The organism is Acinetobacter faecalis, assembly GCF_034187745.1.
Classification (GTDB): Bacteria; Pseudomonadota; Gammaproteobacteria; order Pseudomonadales; family Moraxellaceae; genus Acinetobacter; species Acinetobacter faecalis.
Genome location: NZ_JAXHPF010000008.1, coordinates 1 through 12382, shown reverse-complemented (window position 1 = coordinate 12382; position 12382 = coordinate 1). Strand labels below are relative to the sequence as shown.

The 12382-nt window shown below is 34.7% G+C and carries 12 protein-coding genes; 9 read left to right on the top strand and 3 right to left on the bottom strand.

Going from position 1 to position 12382, the window contains the following annotated elements; translation table 11 throughout:
• Positions 1–114: 114 nt before the first annotated feature.
• Entirely contained in the window at positions 115–732 is a 618-nt protein-coding gene (locus SKM54_RS09555; RefSeq protein WP_321095238.1) for an LOG family protein, read from the top strand.
• A 61-nt stretch (positions 733–793) separates the two neighbouring features.
• On the opposite strand, the gene SKM54_RS09550 is transcribed toward SKM54_RS09555, so the two are convergent.
• Positions 794–1768, bottom strand: a complete 975-nt coding sequence (locus SKM54_RS09550; RefSeq protein ID WP_321095237.1) for a hypothetical protein — start codon at positions 1766–1768, stop codon at positions 794–796.
• A gap of 264 nt (positions 1769–2032) precedes the next feature.
• Here SKM54_RS09550 and mdtD point away from each other — a divergent pair, with 264 nt between their 5' ends.
• From mdtD to SKM54_RS09530, 4 genes are all read left to right on the top strand, one after another.
• Positions 2033–3424: a multidrug transporter subunit MdtD gene (gene mdtD, locus SKM54_RS09545; protein ID WP_321095236.1), complete on the top strand. Its 1392-nt coding sequence runs from the start codon at positions 2033–2035 to the stop codon at positions 3422–3424.
• 77 nt (positions 3425–3501) lie between these two features.
• Positions 3502–4269, top strand: coding sequence for a glycoside hydrolase family 25 protein (locus SKM54_RS09540; RefSeq protein WP_321095235.1), 768 nt, complete (start codon positions 3502–3504; stop codon positions 4267–4269).
• Positions 4270–4374: 105 nt separating this feature from the next.
• A complete protein-coding gene (gene dinB / locus SKM54_RS09535) occupies positions 4375–5433 on the top strand; it encodes a DNA polymerase IV (protein ID WP_321095234.1) in 1059 nt (352 codons plus the stop codon).
• A 541-nt stretch (positions 5434–5974) separates the two neighbouring features.
• Positions 5975–6328: a RidA family protein gene (locus SKM54_RS09530; protein WP_154771905.1), complete on the top strand. Its 354-nt coding sequence runs from the start codon at positions 5975–5977 to the stop codon at positions 6326–6328.
• A 40-nt stretch (positions 6329–6368) separates the two neighbouring features.
• Here the strand turns inward: SKM54_RS09530 and SKM54_RS09525 are convergent, their stop codons facing one another.
• Both SKM54_RS09525 and SKM54_RS09520 read right to left on the bottom strand, forming a co-directional pair.
• Positions 6369–6905 (bottom strand): DUF2726 domain-containing protein, encoded by a 537-nt coding sequence (locus SKM54_RS09525; protein WP_321095233.1) that lies wholly within the window; start codon positions 6903–6905, stop codon positions 6369–6371.
• A gap of 294 nt (positions 6906–7199) precedes the next feature.
• Positions 7200–9596, bottom strand: a complete 2397-nt coding sequence (locus SKM54_RS09520; RefSeq protein ID WP_321095232.1) for a YgiQ family radical SAM protein — start codon at positions 9594–9596, stop codon at positions 7200–7202.
• 429 nt (positions 9597–10025) lie between these two features.
• On the opposite strand from SKM54_RS09520, the gene SKM54_RS09515 reads away from it, so the two are divergent.
• The 4 genes from SKM54_RS09515 (at position 10026) to SKM54_RS09500 (ending at position 12351) form a co-directional block, all read left to right on the top strand.
• The gene (locus SKM54_RS09515) at positions 10026–10385 is read left to right on the top strand and encodes a roadblock/LC7 domain-containing protein (RefSeq protein ID WP_321090219.1); all 360 of its coding nucleotides are present in this window, start codon (positions 10026–10028) and stop codon (positions 10383–10385) included.
• Positions 10386–10448: 63 nt separating this feature from the next.
• Entirely contained in the window at positions 10449–11372 is a 924-nt protein-coding gene (locus tag SKM54_RS09510; protein WP_321090220.1) for an SPFH domain-containing protein, read from the top strand.
• 9 nt (positions 11373–11381) lie between these two features.
• Positions 11382–11927 carry a GTP-binding protein gene (locus SKM54_RS09505; protein WP_321090221.1) on the top strand — a complete coding sequence of 182 codons (546 nt, stop codon included), beginning with the start codon at positions 11382–11384 and terminating at the stop codon, positions 11925–11927.
• 4 nt (positions 11928–11931) lie between these two features.
• Positions 11932–12351 (top strand): roadblock/LC7 domain-containing protein, encoded by a 420-nt coding sequence (locus SKM54_RS09500; RefSeq protein WP_311918127.1) that lies wholly within the window; start codon positions 11932–11934, stop codon positions 12349–12351.
• Positions 12352–12382 lie beyond the last annotated feature (31 nt).

The following is a 12382-nucleotide window of genomic DNA, read 5'->3' as shown; positions in this document are numbered from 1 at the left end:
CTTTGTTATTCATTTTATAAATTAACTGAAAGCTCAATAATCTATATACGTTTGTCACATTTTTATTCTATGCTAAAACCTGAATACAGAAGATGATAAGGTCATGACAACAATATGAACAATGCGTTAACGATGATTGAATATCAAAACCCCTCTCCTAAAACAACTCAACCACTTGTTGCACTTTATTGCGGTTCTCGCTCTGGTAACAATCCAATTTATAAAGAAAAAGCGATTGCGCTTGCTAAAGGCTTAGCAGAACATAATTTAGGTTTAGTTTACGGCGGTGCAAGTATTGGCTTAATGGGTCAAGTTGCAGATACGGTAATTGAACATGGCGGTGAAACGGTTGGTGTTATTCCTGAATTTATGTTGGATTATGAAATTGCACATAATGCCTTAACTGAACTTCACGTTGTTAGAACAATGCATGAACGTAAAGCACTCATGGCTGAACGTGCTTGTGCATTTGTTGCGCTTCCTGGTGGTTTGGGAACATTCGAAGAAATTCTAGAAATTGCCACTTGGGCACAGTTAAATCAACACCAAAAACCAATGATGCTTTACAACGTAAATGGTTTTTATGATGCGCTAATTGCACAACTTGATCACGCTGTTCAAGAAGGTTTTTTACCACCGCAACATCGCGCGAAACTCATTGTGTGTAATTCTTCAAAACAGATTTTTAATGCATTAAACAATTTAGATTGCCCTAAAAGCTTTGTTGTTTAAATTGTAATTTGAATAGTTAATAAAAAAGCGAGCATCTAGCTCGCTTTTTTTATTAATGCATTCAACTCGCCAAGTTCGTCACAAAGTTATAGAACCACGGTAAAGTCACCGCTAAGAACACACTCATTGCCAAACCAAGCATGAGCTTCATTGCATCTTTACTGACGTTACGTGATGTTTTGTGCTTATTCACTTCACGTAAATGCATCGACATTGCAAACTCACGACCTGCAAGTAAACCCAAGAATACCCAAGTTGTACTCATTGGAATATTACTCCACTCTTTAAACACTAAAAGAATTAATGCATAAATGAAGTCAATAATGGTTGCCGAACGAATATCTGCAAGACCTGTTTTTGTATCAATAATCTTTTGGATTGCCCCACCACGCTGATAAAGAATCACACCAAGCAACACAACAAAAACTGAAATGGCAAAAATAAGGAACTCAAATGGAACTTGACGTGGCACATAGACAAAAATGTTTGCCAAATCTTGAATGAGCCATTGGCTCCAAAGAAATGCGGTAGATACCCACTGCAAACCAATCCAAATATTTGATGGACTTTGATCTCTAGTCTTACTGAAATAAACTGAAATTTGTTTAATCACAAAACGATAAACAATAATCGCAACAATAAAAGCAACTGCATAGCCCATCATTGATTTGGTGAGCATTGAAGTCAAACTACTTGGGGAGAAAATAGTTAGTACTAAAAAAGTTGTACTAACAGGAATTCCGTATTTCGTTAAGAGAATTAATAAAATTGGCGGAACAATGTAAAGCCAAGTAATACCACCTTCAGGAAAAGGAATAGTCTCCAATCGTCCATAAGATGCATCACCAATACCCGATGCATACCAGCCATAAAGTAATACAACAACTAAAATTGAACTGATATAAATCCAAAGTACCCACCAAGGACGATGCGCATTTGATGAAATAAAAGTACCTAAAGTTTGTGGAACATCATTTCCAACGATAGAGTATGCGGCTAAGCAAAAGCCTATCACCATCAATATTTCGATTGTCATATAAAGAACAAACCCTTTATTGCCAAAGACTTCTGTCTAGCAGTACTAAAATTTTTCAAGATTATGACAGTATTCTAACGCTTTAACTCATTTTTCATCAGGAAGTTTTTTAAATATACGCTGAACCTCTTTTCATTTAATTTTTACATTCAAAATAAAAGCATTAATTTTTTTATATGCTTTACTTTAAATATTCATTTTCACAACATGCATTTTTTATTTATTCAGCTAAACTGTTTATAAATTCAATATTTTAACGCCAATATGAATGCAACCCCAACGCATCAAGCCTTACAACCTGAATTTAGACTTTTGGTACTTTTAGTATCAATTGGCTTTTTCATGCAAGGGCTAGATACCACTATTGTAAATACAGCCATTCCTGCTATGGCACGTAGCTTAGGAGAAGATCCTCTGCAAATGCATAGTGTTGTTGTGGCTTATGTATTGTCCGTTGCAGCATGTATTCCTTTAAGTGGTTGGTTAGCAGATCGATTTGGCGTTCGAAATACTTACTTTGCAGCCATTATTATTTTTACCCTCGCCTCTTTAGGCTGTGGTTATGCAGAAAGCTTAAATGAACTTTTGGTTTACCGTGTAATTCAAGGCATTGGCGGTGCTTTGCTGCTTCCTATTGGTCGTTTAGCAATGCTCAAAGTCATTCCACGCACGCAATTCCTTGCAGCAATGAGTTTAATGAGCCTTGCAGGTTTAATTGGACCACTAATTGGACCAACTTTAGGTGGATGGATTGTTGAAGTTACGACATGGCATTGGATTTTCTTAATCAATATTCCTATGGGCTTACTTGGCGTGCTTATTACGTTTAAAGCAATGCCAAATGTTACAGAGCCTACAGTTCCTACTTTTGATTATGTCGGAATTATTTTACTTGTACTTGCAATGGTTGGCTTATCTTTAGGAATTGAAAACTTTGCCAATCCACAACACTCAATTTGGTGGAGTATTGGTTTAATTATTATAGGATTTTTGGCTTCATTAATTTATGCATACCATTCGCATACACATAAAAATGCATTATTCCGCAGTAAATTATTTAAAAACCGCATTTATGCAGTCGGTATTATTGGCAACTTTTTCGCACGCTTAGGTGGCAATGCCTTACCCTTTCTATTGCCATTAATGCTACAAATTGCTTTTGGTTTCGAGCCCTTTATAACAGGCTTATTGATGATTCCAACCGTGCTTGGTTCATTAGCATCTAAACCAATTATTCGCCCAATTATTCAAAAATTTGGTTATCGCAAAGTACTTATTATCAATACCCTTTTGGTTGGCGCATGTATTGCAAGTTTTGCCCTAACATCGGCAGATACGCCTATTTGGTTGCGTGCAATTCACTTCTTTATTTTTGGCGTGCTCAACTCGCTCCAATTTGTGTCTATGAACACGCTCACTTTAAAAGATTTACCTCAGCAAGATGCAAGTAGCGGTAATAGCTTTTTATCTATGATTATGATGGTTTCAATGAGTATTGGCGTTGCGCTAGCAGGTACATTAGTGAATGTTTTTACAGCCTATTTGGGTGCAGAAAACACCACAACTGCTTTTCATATTACTTTGTTAGTTCTAGGTTCTATCAACATTATAACGGCTGCAATTTTCTGGCAAATTCCTAAAAATACGCCTGTATAAATTGTTCTTATAAATAACGTAGTTTGTTATTTCAGAACAGCGTATCATAGGCTTAAACACTGCTTTTTATATTTATAATGAGTACACGAAAAAAGAAGATTCATCATAAAACTGCATATAGTTCCCTCTTTGGTATAGGGGGATTTTGTCTTGCTCTTATTATTTATTTAAGTTTTTTCCAACACCGCTCCGCATCTGCAACTGAATACCCAATTAAAGGCTTTGATGTTTCACATCATCAAGGAGATATTCAATGGAAAAAAATATCTCCTCAAACCTATAAATTTGTATACTTAAAAGCCACAGAAGGTGGTGATTTTAAAGATCGAAAATTCCAAGACAACTGGTTACAAGCACGTGAACAAGGCTTTCTAGTCGGTGCATATCATTTTTATAGAATTTGCCGTGATGGAAAAATTCAAGCACAAAACTTTATAGAAACAGTGCCGAACAAAGAAAATGCTTTACCCCCTGTCATAGACTTAGAATACGACAGCAATTGTATTAATACATTCACCAAAGAACAGTTGCTGCAAGAAATTCAAGTGATGCATGACCAAGTCCATCAGCACTATGGTAAACAACCTATTTTTTATATTTCTAAAAGTTTTTATAACATCATACTTGCAGGTGAGTTTAAAAACACACCTCTTTGGGTACGTGAATATAAAGGCAAACCTGATTTAAAAGACGATCCTAAATGGTTGATGTGGCAACATACGAATCAAGGTAAAATTTCTGGTATTTCTACTGTTGTCGATATGAATGTATTTAATGGAAATGAAAAAGACTGGATGAAATTTTTAGAAAAAAACAAAATTGATCCACTACAAAATCAACCATAATTTGAATTTAGTCAGACAGCTTGTGTCGTAGCTATCGTAGCTTGCTCTTCAACAAACCTACTTAAAATGTAATACTGAACTTAAAATAAACAACTACTTCAGTGCATGCGAAAAATCATACACATCGATATGGATGCATTTTATGCATCTGTCGAGTTACGTGACCAACCCAATTTAAAACACTTACCTGTGGTCATTTCCTCGCATCATCCACGTGCGGTTATTGCTGCGGCATCTTACCCTGCGCGTACTTTTGGTTTACGTTCTGCAATGTCTATGACACAAGCCAAAAAGATATGCCCACAAGTTGTTGTCATTGAACCTAATTTTAATAAATACCGTGAAGTTTCAACTCAAATTCATCAAATTTTTCAAAAATATACACCGCTTATCGAACCGTTATCATTAGACGAAGCTTACTTAGATGTAACCGAAAATTTGCAAAATATTCCCAGCGCAACAGAAGTGGCGATGCGTATTCGTGAAGATATTTTTCAAGCAACAGGACTAACAGCATCAGCAGGTGTTGCTCCCAATAAATTTCTAGCAAAAATTGCATCTGACTGGAATAAACCAAATGGAATTTGTGTAATAAAACCATCACAAGTTCAGAGTTTTATACAAAATTTAGAATTAAAAAAAATCCCTGGTGTTGGCAAAGTCACGCAAGAAAAGTTGAAAACGTTGGACTTAAAAACTTTAGGTGCTTTACAAAATATTGAAGAAGCCTTTTTAATACATCACTTTGGAAAATATGGAAAACAACTTTTCTTATATGCTAAAGGCATTGATGAACGACCTGTGCAAATAGAACGTGAACGCCAATCTATTTCTAAAGAAACAACATTTGATCAAGATCTTAACTTGAAACAGTGCCATCCTTATTGGCCAAAATTAATTGACCAAGTTTGGGAAATATTAGACAAGAAAAATTTGTGCGCTCGCGGTGTTTCAGCAAAATTAAAGCTGAAAAACTTCCAAGTTTTACAACACAGTAAAAGCTTTAAACATCCATTAAAAAACAAAGATGAATTGCAACAAATTTTAGAAAATCTATTGGCTGAAATGCATATTCCTCAAAATGATGAATTTAGATTAGTCGGCGTTGGCGTATATCAACTTTCTGAGAAAAAACCTCAACCACAACTTTCTCTTTGGGATTAATTCATATTCTAAATTGCATGCTTTTTAAACATAAGAATAAAAATAAATCAAATTTAACTTCACTTTAAATATTTTTAGAGTACTCTATTCGGGCGATGCATTATCCATGTATGCGCTGAGATGTTGAAAATCACCTTTACTTTCAGCATTTTGTCCTGTGATTGGCGTGACGATCAAATCCGAAGATTACAGGGCATCTCTGATGTCAGTCCATGGAAACAATTCAAATTTAGCACTTTAAAAATTAATTAAAACTACAATCAAAATATTTTTAGATAAATTTATTCTTCTTAATCAATAAAATATGCTTCTGAATATTCATCATAAATTTTCTTATTTAAAGCTAGTACATAACACCAATACTGTATTACTGGTATTGAGCATCGTGTTACCAGTATCATTATAAAACTCTTTATTCCATTGAAAATATTTGGTCATTAATAACTAGACATTTCGACACGATGTTGTCATTTACTTTGCAATAGGCGATTGATTAACAATAATTTTAACTTTGTTAATGCCAAACTTCAGGATTAATAATATGGCTGTAGAACGCTTACATATTCAAGAACGCTTTTCTGAAATTGCGATTTCGGGCAACTTAGTTCACCTAGCAGGGCAACTTGCTGCGGACTTAACACTCGATATTAAAGGTCAAACACAACAAACTTTAGATTATATTGACCAATTTCTTGCAGATGCAGGAACTGATAAAAGCCACATTTTATCTGTGATGATTTTCGTGAAAGATATTGCAACAAACTACGCACCAATGAATGAAGTTTGGGATGCATGGGTTGCAGATATTGATGCTCTACCACGTACATGCATAGAAGCAAATATGTATAAACCAGATGTTTTGGTTGAAATGACCGTTGTTGCTGTTAAACCATAATTAAAATTCAATAAAAAAGCATGCTATTCGCATGCTTTTTTTAGTTCATTAGCTTGAAATAAGACGGCTGTTTTCCCGTATAAAACTCATACTTTTTTGATGCAATATCTTGAACAAATAATTCAGAATCATCTAATACTCTAAATTCATCTTTTATGTATTCTATATTAGGCACACCATCAAAATGAAAAACACGATAGCCTGCCATCTTTAGAATTTTTTCTTGATACACCACATCTTTATGCTTTTTTGTTGCGTGATAATCTTCTAAAACAATAATCGCAATGACTTCATTTTGTTGTCCTAAAACTACAAAATCTGCAGTCATATTTCTATATTTTGAACGTGTATGATAGAACTTTGTCGTTAATAGTGAATCAAAAGATACCTGTGCCAAAACCGTATATTGCGGTAAGGCTTGTTTTAAACGAGCAAAAGTGAGTTGCTCGCTAATATTAAAAATAGCACGTTGTTTCAACGCACTATCATGAGACTTTACACCAGACCTTAAATTTTTAACCGCTAAAAAAACAATTAAGGCTAAAAGCAAAGCCCCCATTAAAAAGTAAATCACCATGACCCAATCCTTTAAAATTTTCTATTTTTATTTTGATATTTTTCATGCACGTAAAATCACTCGATACATCAACTTTAGCGCTATGAATTAAAAACAGGTTTCAATTAATTATTATATAAATAGATCAATTTTCCATATTGATCGCCCACTTTAAATAGTCAATTTTTTACAAGTAGACCTATAAGGTAGCCTGAAACTCATTTTTAAATCAACTTTTATCTCATTATTTTTATATTTTCCGATGAAATACGCCCAATAAAAAAGGACTCCTAAGAGTCCTTTTTTAATATTTATTTAAGCTTTAGATTTAGGCTTAGATTTACCTTTTGGTTTTGGACCACCAAAAGGCTTTTTCGCATCACCAGTTTCACGTGGTGGTAAACCTGTATGTTGCGTTAAAATTTGACCGCGCTCAGGACGTTTTTTGGTATTTGACGGACGAGTCGCTTGAGCATTTTTATCGGCACTACGCTTTTGTGAGTCACCCGCAACAGTCGAGTTTTTCTTACGTGCAGATTGATATTGACCTTCTGCACTACCCGCAGGTTGATAAGTCGGAATTAAATGATGTTTCGAGTTACCAATTAAATCAGCACGTCCCATTTCCTTCAGTGCTTCACGCAATAAAGGCCAGTTATTCGCATCATGGTAACGCAAGAATGCTTTATGTAAGCGACGACGTTTATCACCTTTTACAATATCCACTTGCTCGGTATAACGTGCCACTTTCGCAAGTGGGTTTTTACCTGTGTGATACATGGTTGTTGCTGTTGCCATTGGCGATGGATAGAAAGTCTGAACCTGATCGGCACGGAAACCATTCTTCTTCAACCAAATCGCCAGGTTCATCATGTCGTAATCGGTTGTACCCGGATGCGCTGCGATGAAGTAAGGAATTAAGTATTGTTCCTTGCCTGCTTCCTTACTAAAACGATCGAACATTTGTTTGAAACGGTCATACGTCCCTATACCCGGCTTCATCATTTTATTGAGTGGGCCTTTTTCGGTATGTTCAGGCGCAATTTTTAAATAACCACCAACATGATGAGTAACTAGCTCTTTTACATATTCAGGGTTTAAAACTGCAAGGTCATAACGTAAACCAGAACCAATCAGAATCTTTTTAATACCAGGTAAAGAACGCGCTTTGCGGTAAAGCTGCGTTAATGGTGCATGATCAGTGTGTAAGTTTTGACATACACCAGGGAATACGCACGATGGCTTACGGCAGTTTTTCTCAATTTCAGGATCTTTACATGCCAAACGATACATATTGGCTGTTGGACCGCCTAAGTCCGAGATAATACCTGTAAAACCTGGTGCCGTATCACGAATTTTTTCAACTTCACGAAGAATTGAATCTTCAGAACGGTTCTGAATAATACGACCTTCATGTTCTGTAATTGAACAGAAGGTACATCCACCAAAACAACCACGCATGATGTTCACAGAGAACTTAATCATGTCAAATGCTGGGAAACGTGCATTGCCATATGCTGGATGTGGTAAACGTGCATAAGGCAAATCGAATACATAATCCATCTCTTCCGTTGTTAACGGAATTGGCGGAGCATTCAACCATACATCACGCTCACCATGCTTTTGTACCATTGCACGAGCATTACCCGGATTGGTTTCTAAATGCAAAATACGGTTAGCGTGTGCATATAAAACTGGATCTGCAGCAACTTCTTCATAAGCTGGTAAGCGAATAACAGCCAATTCACGTGGCGGAAGCTTATGTTTAATTGCTTTCGAAGATGGCTGTAACTGTACAATTTGCGTATCAGGGGCTAAATCATCACCTTCACGCACAATTGGATTTGCAACATGTTCTTTTTGGAAACCTTGATATTGGCTGCTGTCCTTCCCTTGCTCAATCTCACAACCTTCAATATCTTCAGTCATAACATAAGGGTTAATAATCGGATCAACACGACCAACTGCATCTACATCATTCGATGCGATTTCTACAAATTTAGCTTTTGAAGCACGGTTGTGTTTATTCACAATAAACGCTGTACCACGAACATCTGTAATTTCGTGAATTTTTTCGCCACGCGCCAAACGATGCATAATCTCAGTAATAGAACGCTCACCATTACCGTACATCAATAAATCGGCTTTTGAATCCATCAATACCGAACGACGAACTTTATCTGACCAATAGTCATAATGTGCGATACGACGTAACGATGCTTCAATACCACCCAATAAAACAGGTACATCAGGATAAGCTTCACGTACACGTTGGCAATATACCGTCGCTGCACGATCTGGGCGCTTATTCGGTTGATTATCTGGAGAATATGCATCGTCAGAACGAATCTTACGATCAGCCGTATAACGGTTAATCATAGAATCCATGTTGCCTGCTGTTACACCCCAAGCAATATTTGGTTTACCTAACGCGCGGAACGCATCCACATTTGTCCAATCTGGCTGAGCGATAATACCTACACGGAAGCCTTGCGCTTCCAAAGTACGACCAATAATGCCTGAACAAAAAGATGGATGATCGATATACGCATCACCACACACTAAAATGAAGTCACAACTGTCCCAACCGAGTTGATCCATTTCCTCGCGTGACATCGGCAAAAATGGCGCAGGGTCAAAACATGACGCCCAATATTTGTCGTAATCAAACAACGCTTTCGGCGCAGTTTGCATAGTATAAGCAGTAGACATGGCTAGCAATTCTCGGCTGGCAGATGGTAGGAGATCTAAAATTAGATCAAAGACGAAAGCCGATTATTTTACCATGGATTGCATGCATCTTGCTTGATTCAAATTTATACAAAATGTTTTTTAAAATACTTAATATATAAAAATAATATTTCCCACTTTAAATAAATACTAATAAATCATAATTTTTTATTTAAAATAATAATTACATCACACTATTATTAATATTTTAGAAGAGCTTATTAATAGTTTAAATTTAATCTATAAATCATAATAATATTAAATATCTAATTATTATTATTTAGATTGTTTAAATCTACAACTATTAAAATTTTATTATTATTTATGATTTGATTAAAAATTTAAAATAGCCGACTATTAAGATTGGTTTAATTAATTATTAAACCTTTTATATATTTTATGGGGAATAAAATGGCTAAAGTTTCATTAGATAATTTAACTGATATTGACGGTTTTTTTGCAGCTGCACTTGTAGACAGCGAAAGTGGTCTTGCTTTAGCAACTCAAGGTAATGGTGCAATTGACCTTGAATACGCTGCTGCTGGTAACACAGAAGTTTTACGTGCAAAACGTAAAGTTGCTAATGCTTTAAAATTAGACGACACGATTGAAGATATTTTAATTACTTTAGGTAAGCAATATCACCTAATCCGTCCTTTAGTTTCAAATGATTCATTATTTTTATATCTTGTATTAGATCGCTCAAAATCAAACTTAGCAATGGCTCGTCATGAGTTAAAAGCTTTTGAAAAAGAATTAGATTTTTCTTAATCAAAAAAACTACCTCTCTATTTAGAGGGGTAGTTATATTTTAATTTGGTAATGAGTAACTCTATGGCAAATAATATTTTTGTTGCAATTATCGGTTTGAGTTTAAATACAACCAATCAACTTAAATCATTATTTATTAATACAGTAAATGACAAATTCAATATTACATGGACAAATATTGCAAATGTAGAGTTAGATTTAATTATATTAAATCAAAACTTCATAGACTCACCTGCTGTTATAAATCTAAAAAATAAAAATATCCCTATTCTCTCTATAAATTATGAAAATAATAAAGAAAATATCATAGAAGATAATAAGCTCTTTCTACCTTTTATTGATACATATAATCTCTACCAATGGATTTTAAAAAACATTAAAACTGAAATCACGTTAAGTTTTAATAAAAGTGAAGATATTAATTTAATAGATGAATTTAGTAATATTTACCACTCAACTACTTCAAATTACTTCAAATGTCATATTAATAACGATCAAATTCTAGTAATTGATAAAAAAATGCACGAAATTTGGGTGCAAGATGACTTCAAATTTCAATCAATTCATAGTCTAAATATTGAAGCTTTAAATTTTGATCAAGTTGTAAATCTTAGACAGCAAAAAAAGAGACATGATTTAAGTTTATGGCTGTGGAATTATCTTTGGTCAAATCTTCAAAATTTCTCAAAACTCGATCATTCAACTTACTACAAGCTAAAATATTGGCCACAATATAGTAAGAATATTCCCAAAGAAACATTAAAAATATCATCATGTTTTCAGCATGGTACAAATATCAATTTAATATCAAAAAATTTGAATATCAATCCTGAGCTGATTAACAAATTTCTTTACATTGCTCTTGCCTGTGACCTTATTCAAGAAATTCCAGCACATGAAGCAAAACTCAAATTTAATAATGAAGATAACACACCTTCCACTTTACGAAGCTTTTTTAGCAAAATGCGAAAAAAACTGGGGATATAAGGGTTCCTTATGATTTTACATCCACATAAGATTGTTTTTGCTGGCTCGATGGGTGCTGGAAAATCAGCGGCAATTCAATCACTTTCAGATGTACCTGTATTTACAACAGAAGCTATTAATACAGATCAAGATCGGCACAATAAAATGTTCACCACTGTTGGTATCGATTATGGTGAAATTACACTTGATGATGGCGTAAAAGTTGGACTTTACGGTACCCCAGGACAACAACGCTTCGATTTTATCTGGTCTACAATCAGTCAAGGTGCTTTAGGCACCATTATTTTGATCGATCATAGCTCCAAGTCCCCTCTTCAAGATCTTGATTTTTATTATGAAACTTTTGTAAAAACAAATAATAATCTAATCTTTGCAATTACACATATTGATGAGAAATCTACTGTTCATACATCACAGTATCGAGAATGGATTTCCAAGCAAAAACAAATTTATCCTTTATATTTTATTGATGCAAGAAAGTCAGAAGATGTACTTCTACTCATAGATACCCTTCTTAGCCAATCTGAAATCTCTCTTAGCCTCTCAGGTAACTAGAATCATGCATGACCTTTCACGAAAGCCGCCAGAGTCTCTTATTCATTTATCACATCGTGCAATTTCAGATGTTCTATTGAATGTAAAAGGCGTGGATTATATTCTTTTATGTACAGCAGATGGCTTTGAAATTAGCTCTGTACATAACAAAAATATCTACAATTCTAGTAAGTTAGCAGCCGTGAGTAGTTCAATTGTTGCTATGATTTCGGCATTTGTAAATGAAATTGATTTAAAAGGATGTCAAAGCATCACTTTAGATGCCGAAAATGGTAAAGCTATCTTAAATGCAATACCTAACAAGAACTATCCAATGATTATGGTTGCTTTAACAAATAAAGATATATTGTTAGGACAAGTACTTTTCTTCTTAAAAAAATGCACCGAAGACATCATTTCAGCAGATTCACACTATTCTAATTAAGATTTACATCCCGATTCCATCGGGATTTTTA

What these genes read in the sequence shown, in the direction of transcription:
- SKM54_RS09555 (WP_321095238.1), top strand. Translation starts at nt 115, where the DNA reads ATGAACAATGCGTTAACGATGATTGAATATCAAAACCCCTCTCCTAAA.
- SKM54_RS09550 (WP_321095237.1), bottom strand. Translation starts at nt 1,768, where the DNA reads ATGACAATCGAAATATTGATGGTGATAGGCTTTTGCTTAGCCGCATAC.
- mdtD (WP_321095236.1), top strand. Translation starts at nt 2,033, where the DNA reads ATGAATGCAACCCCAACGCATCAAGCCTTACAACCTGAATTTAGACTT.
- SKM54_RS09540 (WP_321095235.1), top strand. Translation starts at nt 3,502, where the DNA reads ATGAGTACACGAAAAAAGAAGATTCATCATAAAACTGCATATAGTTCC.
- dinB (WP_321095234.1), top strand. Translation starts at nt 4,375, where the DNA reads ATGCGAAAAATCATACACATCGATATGGATGCATTTTATGCATCTGTC.
- SKM54_RS09530 (WP_154771905.1), top strand. Translation starts at nt 5,975, where the DNA reads ATGGCTGTAGAACGCTTACATATTCAAGAACGCTTTTCTGAAATTGCG.
- SKM54_RS09525 (WP_321095233.1), bottom strand. Translation starts at nt 6,905, where the DNA reads ATGGTGATTTACTTTTTAATGGGGGCTTTGCTTTTAGCCTTAATTGTT.
- SKM54_RS09520 (WP_321095232.1), bottom strand. Translation starts at nt 9,596, where the DNA reads ATGTCTACTGCTTATACTATGCAAACTGCGCCGAAAGCGTTGTTTGAT.
- SKM54_RS09515 (WP_321090219.1), top strand. Translation starts at nt 10,026, where the DNA reads ATGGCTAAAGTTTCATTAGATAATTTAACTGATATTGACGGTTTTTTT.
- SKM54_RS09510 (WP_321090220.1), top strand. Translation starts at nt 10,449, where the DNA reads ATGGCAAATAATATTTTTGTTGCAATTATCGGTTTGAGTTTAAATACA.
- SKM54_RS09505 (WP_321090221.1), top strand. Translation starts at nt 11,382, where the DNA reads ATGATTTTACATCCACATAAGATTGTTTTTGCTGGCTCGATGGGTGCT.
- SKM54_RS09500 (WP_311918127.1), top strand. Translation starts at nt 11,932, where the DNA reads ATGCATGACCTTTCACGAAAGCCGCCAGAGTCTCTTATTCATTTATCA.